Source organism: Capnocytophaga sp. H2931 (assembly GCF_002302535.1).
Classification (GTDB): Bacteria; Bacteroidota; Bacteroidia; order Flavobacteriales; family Flavobacteriaceae; genus Capnocytophaga; species Capnocytophaga canis.
The window spans coordinates 1511420-1530503 of record NZ_CP022381.1; the positions used below are offsets into that span (position 1 = coordinate 1511420).

General features: G+C 39.5%; 11 protein-coding genes. All 11 read left to right on the plus strand.

All coding sequences use genetic code 11. The features are described from left to right. Positions 1–280: 280 nt before the first annotated feature. Positions 281–3589 carry a transcription-repair coupling factor gene (gene mfd / locus CGC52_RS06405; RefSeq protein WP_369800756.1) on the plus strand — a complete coding sequence of 1103 codons (3309 nt, stop codon included), beginning with the start codon at positions 281–283 and terminating at the stop codon, positions 3587–3589. 211 nt (positions 3590–3800) lie between these two features. Then, entirely contained in the window at positions 3801–4568 is a 768-nt protein-coding gene (locus CGC52_RS06410) for an acyl-[acyl-carrier-protein] thioesterase (protein WP_095893794.1), read from the plus strand. A gap of 21 nt (positions 4569–4589) precedes the next feature. Next, complete coding sequence (locus CGC52_RS06415) at positions 4590–6827, plus strand: alpha-L-fucosidase (RefSeq protein WP_198540556.1); 2238 nt, start codon at positions 4590–4592, stop codon at positions 6825–6827. 304 nt (positions 6828–7131) lie between these two features. Beyond that, entirely contained in the window at positions 7132–9306 is a 2175-nt protein-coding gene (locus tag CGC52_RS06420) for a hypothetical protein (RefSeq protein ID WP_095893795.1), read from the plus strand. A 55-nt stretch (positions 9307–9361) separates the two neighbouring features. After that, positions 9362–10384, plus strand: coding sequence for a hypothetical protein (locus tag CGC52_RS06425; protein WP_157909111.1), 1023 nt, complete (start codon positions 9362–9364; stop codon positions 10382–10384). 103 nt (positions 10385–10487) lie between these two features. Beyond that, complete coding sequence (locus CGC52_RS06430) at positions 10488–10691, plus strand: hypothetical protein (protein WP_095893797.1); 204 nt, start codon at positions 10488–10490, stop codon at positions 10689–10691. 47 nt (positions 10692–10738) lie between these two features. Next, complete coding sequence (locus CGC52_RS06435; protein ID WP_095893798.1) at positions 10739–11908, plus strand: gliding motility-associated C-terminal domain-containing protein; 1170 nt, start codon at positions 10739–10741, stop codon at positions 11906–11908. Positions 11909–12281: 373 nt separating this feature from the next. Continuing rightward, on the plus strand, positions 12282–12929 hold the full coding sequence (locus CGC52_RS06440; protein ID WP_095893799.1) for a hypothetical protein: 648 nt from the start codon (positions 12282–12284) through the stop codon (positions 12927–12929). 17 nt (positions 12930–12946) lie between these two features. Further along, positions 12947–15424 carry a DUF4982 domain-containing protein gene (locus CGC52_RS06445; protein ID WP_095893800.1) on the plus strand — a complete coding sequence of 826 codons (2478 nt, stop codon included), beginning with the start codon at positions 12947–12949 and terminating at the stop codon, positions 15422–15424. 370 nt (positions 15425–15794) lie between these two features. Further along, positions 15795–16274: a cytidine deaminase gene (gene cdd, locus CGC52_RS06450; RefSeq protein ID WP_042009606.1), complete on the plus strand. Its 480-nt coding sequence runs from the start codon at positions 15795–15797 to the stop codon at positions 16272–16274. Positions 16275–16377: 103 nt separating this feature from the next. Further along, entirely contained in the window at positions 16378–19065 is a 2688-nt protein-coding gene (locus CGC52_RS06455; RefSeq protein ID WP_157909112.1) for a hypothetical protein, read from the plus strand. Positions 19066–19084: the final 19 nt, after the last annotated feature.

The following is a 19084-nucleotide window of genomic DNA, read 5'->3' on the forward strand; positions in this document are numbered from 1 at the left end:
TGATTGTTTCTATAAACTTTCATTTCGCCTCTTTCTTACCAGAAGATAGCTTTATTAATTCACAGTGCAAATTTAAACTAAAAAATTTAGTTACGCAACTATTTTTTATAGTTTATCTAAAACCATTTATTCTTAAAGGCTCTGAAAAGCTATTCGATATTTGAAATTCTGCTTTTAAAACAGCTAATACATATTTTGCAAAGTTTATTAGAAATCGTATTTTTGCAAGAAAAAATAAGTGAAACTAAACGATATTCTTCTCAAAATAAGTGAAAATCCGATATTTATTGAGCTAAACTCAAAAATTAAAGCAGGAATATCCTCTCTGCAAATCAATCATTTATCAGGAGCTTCATTATCATTTGTCATTGCCAATCTTTTCCGAAACACGAAACGAAATTTGTTTGTGATGCTTTCGGACAAAGAAGCAGCAGCCTATTTTCTGAATGATTTGGAAAGCCTGTTGGGCGATGAGCACGTAATATTTTTCCCCGATAGCTACCGCCGTCCGTATCAGATTGAAGACACGGATAACGCCAATGTTCTGCTTCGTGCCGAAGTGTTAAACCGATTGGGCTCACATCAAACGCCTTTGATTGTGGTGAGTTATCCTGAGGCTCTTTTTGAAAAGGTAATTACTCGCAAACAACTCGAAAAGAACACCTTAAAAATCAAAAAAGGAGACTCTTTATCTTTGGATTTCCTCAATGAAATGCTTTTCACTTACAATTTCAACCGAATAGATTTCGTCACCGAACCTGGGGAATTTTCAGTTCGTGGTGGTATTGTCGATGTTTTTTCTTTCTCGAACAACGAACCTTATCGCATTGAGTTTTTCGGCAATGAAATCGAAAGTATCCGAACTTTTGATGTTGAAACACAGCTTTCTACACAACAATTATCAAAAATCACGATTATTCCAAACATCGAAAATAAGGAAAATGAAGAAGTAAGGCAGTCCATTTTGGAATATATCTCGGAAGAAACGCTTTTTATCGCCAAGGATATTGATAGTTTTCCTCAAAAAATCGATAAATTATTTAATAAATCCGTCGAAATTTACGAAAAACTATCGAACGAAGTCAAACATATCGCTCCCGAAGTGCTTTTCTGTCAAAGTAATGAACTTCTGGAATGTATCAGCTCTTTTCAATCGATTTTCACAGGGGCGAACTCATTATTTTCTTCAGAAAAAATCGTTTTTAGAACTAATCCGCAACCTGCATTCAATAAGCAATTTGAACTATTAATCAGCTATTTAAATGAGAAACACGAAGAAGGTTTCACCAATTACATTATTTGTTCCACCGAGCAACAAGCAAAGCGTTTTGATGATATTTTCAAAGAAATGGAACAGAAAGTGCATTATCAAACCGCCATTTTATCGCTACACAGCGGATTTGTGGATTCGGACAATAAAATCAACATCTTTACCGACCATCAGATTTTTGAACGCTATCATAAGTTCCACCTAAAAAATGGATATGCTAAAAAACAAGCCATTACGCTTAAAGAACTCACTCAACTTACTGTTGGTGATTATGTTACGCATATCGACCACGGCATCGGAAAGTTTGCAGGATTACAAAAAATTGAAGTAGAAGGCAAAATGCAGGAAGCCATCAAACTTATCTATGGTGACCGCGATGTACTTTTTGTCAGCATTCATTCCTTACATAAAATTACGAAATACAACGGCAAAGACGGCAAGCCCCCGAAGATTTACAAACTGGGTTCGGGAGCGTGGAAAGCCCTGAAACAGAAGACAAAAGCTCGGGTTAAAGAAATCGCCTTCAACCTTATTCAATTGTATGCCAAACGGAAAGAATCTAGCGGTTTTGCCTTTGCTCACGATAGTTATCTGCAAAACGAATTGGAAGCCTCATTTCTTTATGAAGATACACCCGACCAAAGCAAAGCTACTGCCGAAGTCAAAGCCGATATGGAAAGTCCGAAACCAATGGACAGGCTCGTTTGTGGCGATGTTGGCTTTGGAAAAACGGAAGTTGCCATTCGGGCAGCCTTTAAAGCGGTTGATAACGGAAAACAAGTAGCCGTTTTGGTGCCTACGACCATTTTGGCATTTCAACATTATCAGACATTTAGTAGCAGAATGAAAAATTTTCCGGTGAGGATTGATTACTTAAATCGATTCCGAACGGCAAAAGAGAAAAAAAACATTCTGGAAGAACTCGCCAAGGGTTCGCTGGACATCATCATAGGAACACATCAAATTGTAAATGAAAGTGTTAAGTACAAAGATTTAGGACTTCTAATCGTTGATGAGGAGCAAAAATTTGGTGTGGGTGTGAAAGACAAACTCAAAACACTGAAAGAAAACCTTGACGTACTGACACTTACGGCAACTCCAATTCCAAGAACATTGCAATTCAGTTTGATGGCAGCAAGGGATTTATCAGTAATCAATACGCCTCCACCAAATCGATATCCTATTGATAGTCAAGTCATCCATTTCAATGAAGAAATTATCCGTGATGCCGTTGCTTACGAAATTCAGCGAGGCGGACAAGTATTTTTCATTAATAATCGTGTGGAAAATATCCGTGAAGTGGCAGGAATGCTACAACGGCTTGTTCCTGATGCCAAAATAGCCGTAGGTCACGGGCAAATGGACGGCAAAAGACTCGAGGAAACAATGCTTGCCTTTATGGACGGAGCTTATGACGTTTTGGTAGCAACGACCATCATCGAGAGTGGTTTAGATGTGCCTAATGCCAACACGATTTTCATCAATAACGCTCATAATTTTGGCTTGTCCGACCTACATCAAATGCGTGGACGTGTAGGACGAAGCAACAAAAAAGCGTTTTGTTATTTTATCACACCTCCGTTTGTGGCAATGAGCGATGATGCTCGTAAACGAATACAAGCCATTGCTCAGTTTTCGGACTTGGGAAGCGGATTCAATATCGCGATGAAGGATTTGGAAATACGAGGAGCGGGTGATTTGCTCGGTGGAGAACAAAGCGGTTTCATTAACGAAATCGGATTTGAAACCTATCAGAAGATTTTGCAAGAAGCCATCGTAGAGCTGAAAGAAAACGAGTTTTCGGAATTGTATCAAACGAAGGAAGAAGACAAATCATATCTGAATGACACACAAATTGATAGTGATTTTGAGCTTTTATTTCCGGATACTTACGTAAACCGAGTTGCGGAACGATTAAATCTTTACAATGAGCTAAGTAACATCAGTTCGGAAGCCGATTTACTAACCTACGAAAAGAATCTGATTGACCGCTTTGGTCAGTTGCCCTCTCAGGCTGTAGATTTACTCAATAGCGTACGTCTGAAATGGTTTGCAACCAAAATGGGAATCGAAAAATTAGTAATGAAAAACGGAAAAATGACAGGATATTTTATTTCCGACCAAGAAAGTCCATTTTATCAAAGTTCTCGTTTTCAAAAAGTATTGCAATTCGTACAACGCCACCCCGACCGATGCAAAATGCAAGAAAAAGAAACCCGCAACGGACTACGGTTGTTGCTTCACTTCAATAGTATCAATACTATTCATCAAGCCTTAAAAGTGATGCAATTGGTTTTCAACGAACAACACTCCTTTTAAAGATAAATAAATTTAAAACCATATAGAAACATAGAAAAATGCTATGTTTTTATATGGTTTTTATTTATAGAAACTATCCTTACAAAGTAAAGAATCAAGATGAGTTTGGTAATTCACACACTTGTATTCACGATTTTTTGAAAACTATTTGAACGTTACTTTTTTAATATTTTATAAATTAGTATCTTTGCCTTTCATTCAATGTAAACCAATGAAACAAACCATTTTTACAGAAACCTACAAAGTACGAAGTACACAACTGAATGTAAACAATCAGTTAGGGCTTTACGGAGTGTTGGGCATATTGCAAGATATCGCTGCCGAACACGCTGAAAATTTAGGCTTTGGCTACGAACAATTAGTCAAAGAAGGCTTCTTTTGGGTGCTTACTCAGCAAAAACTAAAAATGAAACGTTGGCCCAAATGGAATGAAAGAATTACAGTAAAAACGTGGTCGCTCCCCGTAATGGGGGTTTATGCTTTCCGTGAGTTTGAAATCCTTTCGGAAAAAGGAGAAGTCATTGGGAGTTGTTCCAGTACTTGGATTACTTTGGATATCGCATCACGCAAACCCATTGACCTATCGGATAGGCAAGAACTTTTCTATGCGCGTACCGATGGAGCGTTGGACTTCAAAACCGAACGTATTGACCTACCCTCAGATTTGGAACTGATAAAAAAAATCAACGTACGCATTTCGGATTTGGATGTCAATCTCCACGTGAACAACATAAAATATTCGCAATGGGTACTTGATATGCTTTCTTTGAAAAATCATAAGAATTATGTCATCAAAGAATATGACATCAATTTCTTGTCGGAAACCTTTTATAACGATGAAATTCAGGGATATTCGAGTACCCCCATATTGGAATCGGACGAAAAAATCACTGTTTTTTTCTGCGGTAAAAAATCCGAACAAACCAAACCTGCCTTTATCGCTAAATTGGTTGCCGAACCCATAAAAAAGAACCTTTAAAACAATCAAACACATTATAAAATGATGAAACTTTTTACAAAACAATCAAAAAAAATTCTGTTTTTGTCGCTTTTCGCGGGAGCGTTAGGATATGCTCAGCAAAAAAAAGTGCACAATACCATAAAAATCGAAGAAAACGACTCAAAAGAGGTCATTATCGAAAAAGCCTCAAGAGTGGTGCCTAACCAAAACCAATGGGAAGCCCTAAGTAATGAATACATCGCCTTTGTGCATTTTGGGCCGAATACGTTTACCCGTATGGAATGGGGTAACGGAAAGGAAGACCCTAAAATATTCGATTTAAAAACCTTAGATACCGACCAATGGTGTAAAGCAATGCACGATTCAGGAATGAAAATGGTTATTCTGACGGTAAAACATCACGATGGATTCGTGCTTTGGCAAAGCCGATATACCAATCACGGAGTTATGTCTACAGATTTTCGAGGTGGAAAAGGCGATATTTTGAAAGACCTTTCGGAATCTTGTCAAAAATACGGTCTGAAATTAGGCGTATACTTATCTCCTGCTGACCTCTATCAAATAGAACACCCTGAAGGATTATATGGTAATTTAAGCAAATACACTAAAAGAACCATTCCGCGAGAGGTGCCAGGCAGACCTTTTGCAAACAAAACCACTTTTGAATTTGAGGTTGACGATTATAACGAGTATTTCCTCAACCAACTTTTTGAAATACTCACCGAATACGGCCCTGTACACGAAGTATGGTTTGATGGGGCGCATCCTAAAACCAAGGGCGGTCAACAGTACAACTACACTGCTTGGAAGCAACTTATCCGCACGTTGGCTCCCAAAGCGGTTATCTTCGGAAGAGAAGATATCCGTTGGGGAGGAAACGAATCCGGAGCCACCCGAGAAACCGAATGGAATGTAATTCCTATGCCGATGAATCCTGCAACGGCTCAACGCTTCCCCGATATGACCGGAAAAGATTTGGGGTCACGCGAAAAGCTCTATAATGCCAAATACCTACACTATCAACAAGCCGAAATCAATACCTCCATTCGTGAAGGTTGGTTCTACCGAGATGATACCTTCCAAAAAGTACGTAGTGCTGATGATGTTTTTGATATTTACGAACGAACCGTTGGCGGAAATACCACCTTCTTATTGAATATTCCACCCAATCGGGAAGGAAAATTTCCACAAACCGATGTTGATGTACTTAAAGAAGTGGGACAACGCATACGAGAAACTTATGATAACAATTTGCTTTACAGAGCCAAAGGATGCAAAAAAGTATTGGATAATAACCCCGACACTTACCTGACTTTGAATAAAAAAAATCAGGAGATTATTATTTCTTCCAAAAAGCCGATAACCTTCAACCGAATTGTTTTACAAGAAGCCATTCGCACTCACGGAGAACGCGTAGAAAAACACAGCGTAGAGGCTTGGATTAACAATCAGTGGCAAGAAATTGCCTCGGCAACCAACATCGGTTATAAACGTATTTTACGTTTTCCGGAAGTAACCACCTCTAAAATTCGTTTTCGAGTGTTGGAATCACGTAATACCCCTGCAATCAGTCACATTTCGGCGCATTATTACAAAACTCGTCCGCCTCAGCTTTCTTTTTTCAGAAACTTGGACGGAATGGTAACCATTGCACCAATGCAAACCCAATTCAATTGGAAACCCCACGGACAAAATGCCTCGGAAAACTTAAATACAGGCTATGAAATTTTCTATACCTTAGACGGTTCAGAACCCAATGAAAACAGCACCAAATACACCGAACCTTTTTTCGTAGAGAACCAACAGCTCAAAGCCGTTTCTTTCAATAAAGGAATGAAAGGTGCAGTACGCTCAGAAGATTTAGGAATTCTAAAAAAACAATGGAAAACACTCAATTTCAGTTCTGAACAAAATGATAGAAAAACCACTATGGCTTTTGATGCCCGACCCAATACCTATTGGCAATCACAAAAAAGCTCTGAAAAACCATTCATAGCCATTGATTTAGGCAAAATACATACCTTAAAGGCTTTGGTCTATACACCACAAACTTTCCATAGTAAAGGTATGTTAGCCAAGGGGTTAATTCAAGTAAGTAACGATGGTAAAACTTGGCAAACCGTAGCCAATTTTGAATTTGGAAACCTAATCAACGACCCAACCCCCAGAACTTTCTATTTTCCAGAGAGTGTTACCAGTCGTTACGTACGTATCGAAGCCACAGAAATTGCAGAAAACGGAGACATTTTAACCATTGCAGAATTGGATTTTTTATAATATAAATTACATATCCATATAAGAGCATTACAGTATACACCCAAAAGGATATACTGTAATGCTCTTCCTTTTATCAAAATTCTCTAAATAGACATTTTACTGGTTTTCAAATAGTTGCAATCTCAAAAAATAAACAAATTATTTTTATATTCGCCTACAAACAAAAACTTCATACTTCATAAAGATATTTTTTGTTTTCCATACGTTTTCCCCTTGTTTTTTTACTATCTTTGTGCTGACCCAAAATTTCGTGTGCTTGAGCAATTGAAAATTTTATGCTATTTCACTAACTTTGTACCCAAGTGTGAACTTTTTAAGAGCGTTTAATATCATTTTTATTTTCGTCCTTTCCTTTTTGGCGATACACCCCCTGTCTGCACAACAATGTGGCACAGGCACACAGGTGGGTGGCGTTGTTACGCCTTATTGGAGAGAGCAAAACGGAGAAGCCGAAGGAGTGCCTATTCCCGATGGTACAAGTAGAAATCGATATGCCTTAATCAATGTCATAAGAGGAGTGCAGTATGAGATAAATGCCCGATTCATAATGGTTTGTAATGGAACACAAGAAATTCCTTTATCCGATAGTGATGGTAGTACTTTTTCAAATCCGAAAAAAAATTTTATAGCTCCTATTTCAGGTCAAGTTCGTGTATATTACACCCGTTTTTGGGGTTCAGGAAGTGATATGCGAATAAAAATAATCGGTGGGGCAAACAATATCGACAATCAAAATTCATATAATTCGAACAATAAATGGCGAACCCATTTTTACAGAGAGATGAACAATTTTACCAATTATTTAGGATATAAAGACTATAACAGCCATTCATTTGACGAACAAAGAGACCCAAGTGGCAACAGCTCCCCCATAGAGGTTCGTTCGGAAGGAGTTGTAAGAGCGGGGATTCTTCGTTATTTTACGGCACGTTCCTTGATGAAAAACACATCTTTGAAGGGGTTTTATTACGTAAAATTAGGCTCTGATGACGGAACACGACTTTCTATAAACAACGAAGAGGTATATGACCGATGGAACCCTGCGGGGGACTATTCCGTGAAAACACAGGTTATTAAACTCACTGGCAACAACGACCGACTGAAATACGAATATTTCAACGATAATATTCCTTTGCGATATATTTTTCAGATAGACCCTACCGCCGATAAAATCATCGAAAATACGAACCTAACATCTTCCAACGGAACAAAGATTTGTATGGGTAGCTCCACCACCCTTGATGGTGATGACTTTGCGGCGGCTTTGCCCAATACCTTTACCAACCCTACTTTTCAATGGCACTACGCCACAAGCCCCACAGGGACGAAACACCCCATCATCGGGGGGAATACAAGGCACTATGTGGTCAATACCAACGTGCCTCCTTTTAATAATCCCGCAGAAGGAAGTTATTACTTTTTCCGAGAAGCGAAAATCACTATCAATAACATAGGCGTACCCTCTAAACCAGAGAGCATTATGTCCGACCCCATACGAATAGATGTTATAAAGAAACTAAATATCAGCGTAAGCCCTAATAAAAAATCATTTTGCCAAGGGGAAAGTGGTGCAGAAATTCAAGTGAAGATAACAAACCCTGCACAACCTCCTTTTATTTTTACTTACGAAATTAACGGCGTTGAGTATCAACACACCTCAAATGTTAGGAATTTTAATATTCCCATTAACACGAACCAAGCGGGAACACCACCACTTAAATATCAATACGTTTCCGTTACTGATGGTTATGGTTGCACGACCCAAATTCATCAAGCGGATAATATCACCATAAAACCGCTACCCATCGCCGTATTTTCAGGACAAAACACCACTGTATGTTTAAACACCTCGCAAGCACAAATCCCGTGGGTTACCTTTACGGGGGAACTTCCTTTTACCGTAAAGATAAGAGCTGGCAAAACAGGAGAAACTCCCATAGAAATTGAAGTACCATTGGCTGAAAATGAAAATAGCTTAACTATGGGACATAACCCCAACGATGAGGGGGAGTTTATTTACGAACTCTTATGGGTTAGTGATAAAAACGGATGTAAAACATTTTTTAACAACCAAAAGTTAGTGGTTAATGTGGTAAAACCCTCTATAACCCTTACAACGCCTGAAAACATTACGTTATGTTTGCCCGATGTGGTAACGGCGGTTTATGATGAGGGTAGCGGAAATACGAACGTAGCAGAAAATAGTTACGTATTGCCCACAGGGGATACAGCACTTGACGTAACCATAAACCCCGTGCCTTGTTGCCCGACGCCCGTTTTGAAATGGACTATCAATAACAATTTGGGCAACGTACGAACAGGGCAACCCTCTACCCATACGGGTATTTCTTTTGAAAACGATACTTCCACCGATAAAACGTATAATATTACCTATTGGCTGGAATGTAACGGACAAAAATACAACTATGTAACCCGAGAAGTACGGATTACACCACGACCCGTTTTGCAATTTGAATGATTTTTTTAACGTAAACAATTAAATATAAATATTCATTTTTTAAATTTTTATTATTATGAGAAAGTTAGTATTAAGTATGGCTTTTGCCATCGTATCGGCAGGTGCTTATGCACAAACGACACCTTGTACCGCTGACCAAAACAAACCTGCTATCGGAACTACTTACACGTATGAGGTAAATACCACAAACAATGGGTTTACAGGAAATGGTAAATATCACTGGTATATTACCCAACAAGCAGACTTACTTAACGGAACAAAAGAGAGTGCTACAAACAATTTTTTTGATGTTGTTGCTGGTGACGCAACTTATGACGATGCAGACAACGCTAACAAACGATTAAAATTAACTTGGAAACCCGATGCCTTAACCAGTGGGAATCCCTTTTATTTGGTTATTAAATATACAGAAACCAAAAATAATTGTGAGTCCAACAATATGAAAGCTATGAGAATAAAGCCGTTAAATAATTTCAAGTTAAAGGTAACACCTGTTAAAGACGCTGACGGGGCTGCGTTTAATGCAGGAGAAGAAAAAGTATGTGCGGCAGGTATCTCTTCTGCTCAGGTTCTTGCTAACGGAAAAGTGAAATACGAGTACGGAAAAACAACACTCTACTACAAGGTAGAAATGAGTGGATATGTAGGTAATTGGAAACCTACGATTTCACTTCCCGAACTTCAAGGAAAAACAGGAACAGACGCTGAGTTTGTAGGAAGAAAGTACGAATCCGTAGAGTGGAAAGCAGGAGGAAGTACTTTTGAAACTTTTAGCGATGATTTTGTAGCAGGAGCTTCTGTAACAAATCTATTGGCAAAAACGGCTACCACGCAAAGTTCGTTTATATTAAAAATAGTGGTAAATAACGGGACATACGAGGGGCTTGCAGATGAGAATATATCCTTGTCAACCAAAGGTAATATGATTCTTGCAAACAATAGTTTAGGAGCGAGAGACGTTAAGGACGATTGTTCTGATATAACAAATGACAGCGACAATAGAAAAGGAACACAAGTCATTTTAGCAAGACCTGAAATTCAAGCTCAATCAGGAGGGTTTATCATCCAAATTCAATAAAAACTTAAAAAACTTTCTCTATACAAGGTATAATTTCCCGAAAGCTGAAAACGTTCGGAAATTGAGTTCATTATTTATTTTCATATTTTGTTCTTTTCCTTAGATGAAAAGAACCAAAAATCAAGGCTTTGGATACTTTGCTAAAAATCAGATGAATTCCGCTGAAAATCTCCAAACTTGCTCCCTGCGGTCGCTTCGGACAATGGATATTTTCTACGCTACATTCATTGATTTTCTTAACGCTTCGTCTCCAATGCCGATAGAAAATATTGAAAATCAACACTTAATTTGTAAAAAAGATATGTAGTTAAGTGCTGAAAACGTTCGGGAAATTATATCCTTTGTATAAACAATATGTATCGGCATAACAGACATAGCGTTTCGTTGCTGTTGTGGTTTTGCTTATGGCTTTGTTTTTGGGGCGGTGTTTCGGCTCAAAACACAGGCTTGGTAGGGCAAACCACCACATTGTCAATAAGTGATGTACCTAATGGTACATACACGTGGGAACTCTATGTGCCTACGCCGAACCTTGATTTTACTAAAACGGCAGGAAACTGCCCGCCGTCAAAAGCCGTGTTTGTGGGTGGCAATAGCAGTCCGCAAGTGCAAGTACAATGGCTTGAAGCGGGGACGTATTACTACAAAGTAAACGTCAATGATGGGTGTAGTAACAACACCAAAATAGGGGTTATCACCATAATGGGTGAGGTTACTCCTCCTAAAATACAAATTACGTACGATTGCCATAAGGGTACTGCCCAACTAAACGCCTCTGGATATACTGGGGCTTTGGTTTGGAGTACGGGCGAGACCACCTCGTCTATTAGCGTTAATACCAAAGATATTCCACAAGGGCAATCGGTTACTTATTGGGTGCGTCAGACGCTTAACGGAGTACAAAGCGAACCTACTTCGGTGGCTATTGGACGAAATACGCCGCCTAATCTGCCCAATGCGTCCAATTTCCCAGCCCGAATTTATTTGGGGCAATCGGTAAGTTTGGCAAGTGTGTCTTGCGGTAACGATAAAGTACAATGGTTTACCGATTCGGCTCTTACGCAGGAAATTACGGCTTCGGAAATCCATCCTACCCGAAATACGACTTATTATGTGGTTTGTAAAACCGATACGGGTTGCCAAAGCGATGTGGTAAGCCTACTATTAGAGGTGGTAGCAAAACCGCCTTGCGATGATTTATTTGATAAGATGTTTATCCCCAATGCTATTTCGCCTAATCAAGATGGTGCTAACGACACTTGGGAGGTGGAAGACCTTAAAAAATATTACGAAAGTTGCAAACAGAAAAACGTGGTGCGTATCTTCAACCGATGGGGCGTAAAAGTATATGAAAAAGAAAATTATATGCTTGACAACCAGCGATTTGGAGGTCGTTCAGAGCATTCAAGAACCCTTGGCAAAACTCATTTGCCTAATGGCACTTATTTCTTTGTAATTACCTTTGAAGACGGAAAACAAAAAACAGGGTATCTATACGTAAAAGGACCTGGTTTTGAGTTTTAACATCTGTAAGCTATTTTTCATCATGAAAATATCCTAACGAAAAAAATGCGATTTTTTTAAATAGTCCGTATGCTTAAAGCATTTAGTAAACACTATATTTCAAAAATAACTATTTGATTAACAACACTTTATCACTCAAATAGCTATTTTATAGGCTTTTGTTTTTTTAAGATTGCTTCTTCTGAAAAAATGCATTATCTTTGTAACCAAATAAAAAATGGGAAGTGATGTAAAAAGTATGATACCTTAAAAAAAGAGGACATTTCTGTCAGGCTGAGCGAAGTCGAAGCCCTGTAATGATAAGGCTTCGACTTCGCTCAGCCTGACAATCAGAACTTCCATCATACTTTTTACAACACGACCAAAAAATGATATGAAAAAGCGAGGTATATTTATTTTGGTTTTTCTTCTGAACTTTGTTTGGGTGGGTTGCTTGAAAAATGAAGCAGAAGATGTTGAGACGATAGTTGAATTGACAATCTATCCGCAGACACAAAGCGGCAAACACGTGCTTTCTGATATTTGGACAGAAGCCATCGTTTATTCTGATAATGAGGATAATAGAAAACAAGATGCTTTCCATACCATCATTGAAGGAAAAGATAAATTATCATACGAACGAGGATTTCAATATACATTCAAAGCCAAGAAAACTTGGATGAAAAAAAATCCTCCGCAAGATGTTATTCCCATCAAATATGAACTTTTAGAACTTCTAAAAAAAGAAAAAATAATCACCCAAGACACTTCCGAAGAAATAGAGTTGGTGGTAAACCCGCAGAAAGTGAAATTTTATAAATCGTATCCTATTGAGTTAGACGCCAACGGAAAACCTGTATTATATGACGCTCTTTTCTGTCTGGACAACCAAACGAAAAAGCCCGTCATACTCCAAGAAATCAAAAATTTTGAGTTTGAAACGGGCTATCATTATCTTTTAAAGGTAAATAAACTTACAAAAGCCACTCCTTTTTCCGTTTCTTACGAACTTATAGAAATAAAATCAAAGAATTTACCATAAAAATCATTCATTTTCTTATGAAAAATATATTTTTATCAACCATTTTAGTGGGAATGAGTTCCCTGAGTATCGCACAGACCTCGCAAACCCTCGAAAAGAATTGGAAATTCACGCGTGAGGACAACAAAAACTTCTCGCAAATTTCTGTAAATGACAAAAAATGGCAAAATGTAGTTGTGCCTCACGATTGGGCTATTTATGGCCCCTTCGATATTGAAAATGACGTACAACGCACCGCCATCAAGCAAGACGGACAGGTAGCTCCCATCGAGCATTCGGGGCGTACGGGCGGACTTCCGTTCGTAGGTGTGGGTTGGTACCGAACCTCGTTTGATGTGGCGGATTTCAACGCCGACAAAAAAGTTTTCATCAAGTTTGACGGAGCAATGTCCAACGCCGAAGTATTCGTAAATGGGCAAAAAGCAGGAGAATGGCACCACGGATACAACACTTTTTTCCTCGATGTTACTCCTTTTGTGAAAGCCAAAAACAATACCTTGGCAGTTCGTTTGGAGAATTTGACGCAGCAATCGCGTTGGTACCCAGGTGCAGGGCTCTACCGAAATGTACACGTCATTACCAAAAACAAAACTCACATTCCTATTTGGGGCATTCAACTCACAACTCCTGAAATTGAGAAGAATTTCGCTAAAATTCAGCTAAAAACCGAGATAGAAAGTCAAAATCTGTCTAACATTGAAGTAGAAACCGAAATTTTTAATCCGAAAGGAGAAAAAATCGCTTCCGACAGAAAAAAATACAATGAATTTGTTATCAATAACAAAATTCAGCAAGATATTTATGTGAAAAATCCACTTTTGTGGGATATTCAGCAACCTAATTTGTATAAAGCAATTACAAAAATATATGAAAACGGAACGCTGAAAGACACCGAAACAACCACTTTTGGTATCCGAAAAATCGAAATCAAACCCAATGACGGATTGTATCTCAACGGAAGAAAAATCAAGTTTCAAGGCGTGTGTATGCACCACGATTTGGGAGCGATTGGGGCAGCAGTCAATGAGGCGGCTATCCGTCGTCAGATACGAATTATGCAAGATATGGGCGTGAATGCCATTCGTACGGCTCATAATATGCCAGCTCCTGAATATGTGCGTATTGCCGATGAAATGGGAATGATGTTGGCTTTGGAGAGTTTCGACGAATGGGCAATTCCGAAGGTAGAAAATGGATACAATCGTTATTTTAAAGATTGGGCAGAAAAGGATTTGACCAATTTGGTACGTCATTTTCGTAACAACCCAAGTGTGGTGATGTGGTTCATCGGTAACGAAGTAGAAGAACAAAGCGTTCAGGAAGGAGCCAAAGTAGCACGTTGGTTGCAGGATATTATCCACAAACACGATGGTACACGACCTGTTTCCAACGGAATGGACAGACCCGACCACGTTTTCAAAAACAATATGGCGGCAACTATGCAGGTGGCAGGTTTCAACTATCGTCCGTTCCGTTATCAAGAAGCCTACAAATTGTTACCTCAACAGATTATTTTGGGAAGTGAAACCGCTTCAACTATCAGTTCACGAGGCGTTTACAAGTTCCCTGTGGAAAGAAAATCAATGCCAAAATATGAAGACCAACAAACCTCTTCCTATGATGTAGAACATTGCGGTTGGTCAAATTTGCCAGAAGATGATTGGATTCAACACGAAGATTTACCTTACACTATTGGCGAATTTATTTGGACAGGATTTGATTATTTGGGTGAACCGACTCCGTATTACGTAGAATGGCCAGCTCATAGCTCATACTTTGGTGCGGTGGATTTGGCAGGACTTCCTAAAGATAGATTTTACCTTTACAGAAGCCATTGGAGCAAAGAAGCCGAAACGCTACACGTTCTACCACATTGGAATTGGGAAGGACGTGAAGGACAAGTAACTCCGATTTTTGTTTATACAAATTATCCTTCGGCAGAGGTTTTCATCAATGGAAAAAGTCAAGGGAAACGCAGTAAAGATTTGAACATTCCGCTTGATGGAAGTTACACCAAAGAAGCGCAGCAATCGTTTGAGCGTCAGAAACGTTATCGCCTAATGTGGCTCGACACCAAATACGAAGCAGGTGAAGTAAAGGTTGTCGCTTACGACAAAAACGGAAAAGCCGTAGCTGAAAAAATTGTAAAAACAGCAGGGAAACCACATTCACTTCGCCTTACTGCCGACAGAAATGTAATTACTGCCGACGGAAAAGACCTTTCATTCATTACCATAGAGGCGGTGGACAAAGACGGAAATCTGTGCCCTAATGTAAATGATTTGGTTACTTTCAAAGTAAGTGGAGCCGGAACGTATCGTGCGGCAGCTAATGGCGATGCCACCTCAACCGACCAATTCCATTTGCCAAAAATGCATCTTTTCAACGGAAAATTGGTAGCCATCGTACAATCAAGCGAAAAAGCTGGAGAAATCACTTTCGAAGCTAAAAGCAAAGGATTGAAAACTGCTGTAATTAAAGTAAAAACCAAATAGAAATAACTTTCCACAGGTAACACGGATTTTGTTTTTCTTCTATGTTTTTGGTACTTTGCCAAAGTCTTAAAACTTTGGCAAAGTGCTTTGAATAGAAAGCCTACGGGGTTTTTAAATCCAATTTATGGAAATGATATGTTTCTTTTTCGACCTCGAAAAGGTCGAAAAACGGTTCAAATAAACGAATCAGAGGTTGATAATTTTCCTGCGTTTCACCTAAAGAAATCACATAAAATATTCCTGTTTTCAAAAATAATACGTAACTTTGCGAAAGTAATCATTTAGTCAAACGTATTTTAAACCAATTTACAAGCCTTGCTGAATTCTGTTTGTGGCAAGAGTGTTGGTTTTGAGTAACGGTTTTTTTGTTATGGAGAAACAACAATTGACCATTCGCTACACAACTTACGAACATATTTCTGAACTTCCGGAAGAGGTGCAAACCCTTATGGCTGAGGCTGTAAAGGCAAGGGAAAATGCGTATGCGGTTTACTCCAACTTTAAGGTTGGTGCGGCTGTTCGGTTGGAGAATGGTGCCATTTGCATAGGCTCCAACCAAGAGAATGCGGCTTATCCGTCGGGCTTGTGTGCCGAGCGTGTGGCAATTTATCAAGCGTCGACTCAGTTTCCAAACGAAACGATTCAAGCCATTGCCATTTCCGGTACGGCGAAAGCACCCACCGACCAACCCGTGTCGCCTTGTGGTGCGTGTAGGCAATCACTTTCGGAGTACGAAATACGACAAAAAAAAGCCATTCCCGTTTATTTTATGGGAGCCTGTGGAAAAATCATTCAAACGGATTCCATTAAGGATTTACTACCTTTTTTGTTTGACGGTAGCCTTTTGTAAGGCTCAAAACACAAAACCCACTTATTTTTTTGGAAGTTTCCTGCTTTTTTGTTTACTTTCGCAGGATTTATTACTTTTTTTTGATATATTAACTTTAAGCAATATGAAAAAACATATCTTTTTGTTGGTGCTTACCCTTGTGGTGGCATTCAGCGCAGGACAACTCGGCTATGCTCAGACGAGCTACGCCAAGACGATCACAATTGATCAGCCAAACACAGTAAAGTCAATCACTGAATTTGCTGAGGAAGACTTCTCTACAACAGAATCCATTTTTACACGAGTGCTTGTCAAAAATGGCATGAGTTTTGAGGTAGAATTTCCATCTCACTATACCAATGTATACAGGAACTATGGAAAATTTACTATTATTACTGGAACAAATGGGAAAACGCGCCTCAGATTTACTGGAGCTGGAGGCTTTAGCTGTAGCTATGAGACCATTGTGGGAGGAGTGACCAAAGTCCGAAGAATCGCTGGAGATGTCAATTATTATTGGATTTGGCAACTTAATGGACAAGACCTAGATGATAATGCTATTTTACGCATCAAAAACAGTACAAATACACACTCAAGATCAGCTTCTCAAGTTTCTGATAATCAGACAATTAATGTTTCAACTAATAAAAGTTCTGCTGTATGGTGGGATATTGCTCCAGAAGGTTCAACAAATTTTGTATATTTGTATGAAGACAAAAGTAATGAAAAAATACACAAAATTTTATCGGATGCTAAGGATAAGTTTCCTGGAGAAAGTAATTTTATATTACGATTATCTTTTGATGACAATACAAGCAATCTCTTAAACAACGGAACTTATGGAGGTAATACATTTCGATATCTCACTCTCAAAGATGAGCGTACCGTTCAATATACACTTACCACCGAAAGCCATCACCCTACGTGGGGTACGGCACAACCCGCCACCCAAACCGTAAATGCAGGTACAGAGGTTACCTTACAGGCTACCCCAAAAACGGGCTATCGCTTTGTGGGTTGGGCTGTGGGTACGCCTTCTTTTATCGTAGCCAATGACAATCCGTACCAACCTGCCATCAATGAAAACGTGCGTTTTATTGCTGTTTTTGAGCCTTTGCCTTTACAAATTACTGCCAACAGCAACAACACGGCTTGGGGTAGCGTATCTCCTGAAAATCAAACCCTTAATGCAGGTCAAACCGCAAAAGTAACAGCCACGCCCGTAGCACCACATAAATTCAAACATTGGATAAACACAGCTACTCAAGCGGTGGTTTCTACCCAAGCGGAGTATAGCTTTACCGTAAACGAAAATAGCAGTCTTACCGCTGTTTTCGAGGAGGGCGTTTCTACCTACAAAGTAACAGCTAAGAGCAACAACACGGCTTGGGGTAGTGTATCTCCTGAAAGTCAAACCCTTAATGCAGGTCAAACGGCAAAAGTAACAGCCACGCCCGTAGCACCGCACAAATTCAAACATTGGATAAACACGGCTACTCAAGCGGTGGTTTCTACCCAAGCGGAGTATAGCTTTACCGTAAACGAAAATAGCAGTCTTACCGCTGTTTTCGAGGAGGGCGTATTTACGTATAACGTAACGGCTAAGAGCAACAACACGGCGTGGGGTGGCGTATCTCCTGAAAATCAAACCCTTAATGCAGGTCAAACGGCAAAAGTAACAGCCACGCCCGTAGCACCACATAAATTCAAACATTGGGTAAACACAGCTACTCAAGCGGTGGTTTCTACCCAAGCGGAGTATAGCTTTACTGTAAACGAAAATAGCAGTCTTACCGCTGTTTTCGAAGAGGGCGTTTCTACTTACAAGGTAACGGCTAAGAGCAACAACACGGCGTGGGGTAGTGTATCTCCTGAAAATCAAATCCTTAATGCAGGTCAAACGGCAAAAGTAACAGCCACGTCCGTAGCACCGCATAAATTCAAACATTGGGTAAACACGGCTACTCAAGCGGTGGTTTCTACCCAAGCGGAGTATAGCTTTACCGTAAACGAAAATAGCAGTCTTACCGCTGTTTTTGAGGAGGGCGTTTCTACTTACAAGGTAACGGCTAAGAGCAACAACACGGCTTGGGGTGGCGTATCTCCTGAAAATCAAACCCTTAATGCAGGTCAAACCGCAAAAGTAACAGCCACGTCCGTAGCACCGCATAAATTCAAACATTGGATAAACACAGCTACTCAAGCGGTGGTTTCTACCCAAGCGGAGTATAGCTTTACCGTAAACGAAAATAGCAGTCTTACCGCTGTTTTTGAGGAGGGCGTTTCTACTTACAAGGTAACGGCTAAGAGCAACAACACGGCTTGGGGTAGTGTATCTCCTGAAAATCAAACCCTTAATGCGGGTCAAACAGCAAAAGTAACAGCTACGCCCGTAGCACCACATAAATTCAAACATTGGATAAACACAGCTACTCAAGCGGTGGTTTCTACCCAAGCGGAGTATAGCTTTACCGTAAACGAAGAAATATCGCTTACGGCTGTTTTTGAAGAAGTGATTTTACTTGACCCTAATGCGGTACTTCCGCATCTGACAGGCTTAGACACGGCTGTACTGAAAACAGGAACGCCTCAAACCTTTGTGTGGGAAGATATGCCTCAAAATGCGACCAACTTCAAAGCTACGCTTATCGATATGAGCAATGCTTCGGCAGTCACAGCCCTTGTAAGCACAATTGACGCCACACAAGCGCAACTTGAGTTTGCCAAAGCAGGTACTTTTACCCTTATGATTCACTTTGAAGTGTTAGGCGTTTCTTACACAGTAAGTTATGACGGTATTGTAGTTAAATAGTAACCCTAAAAAATTATAA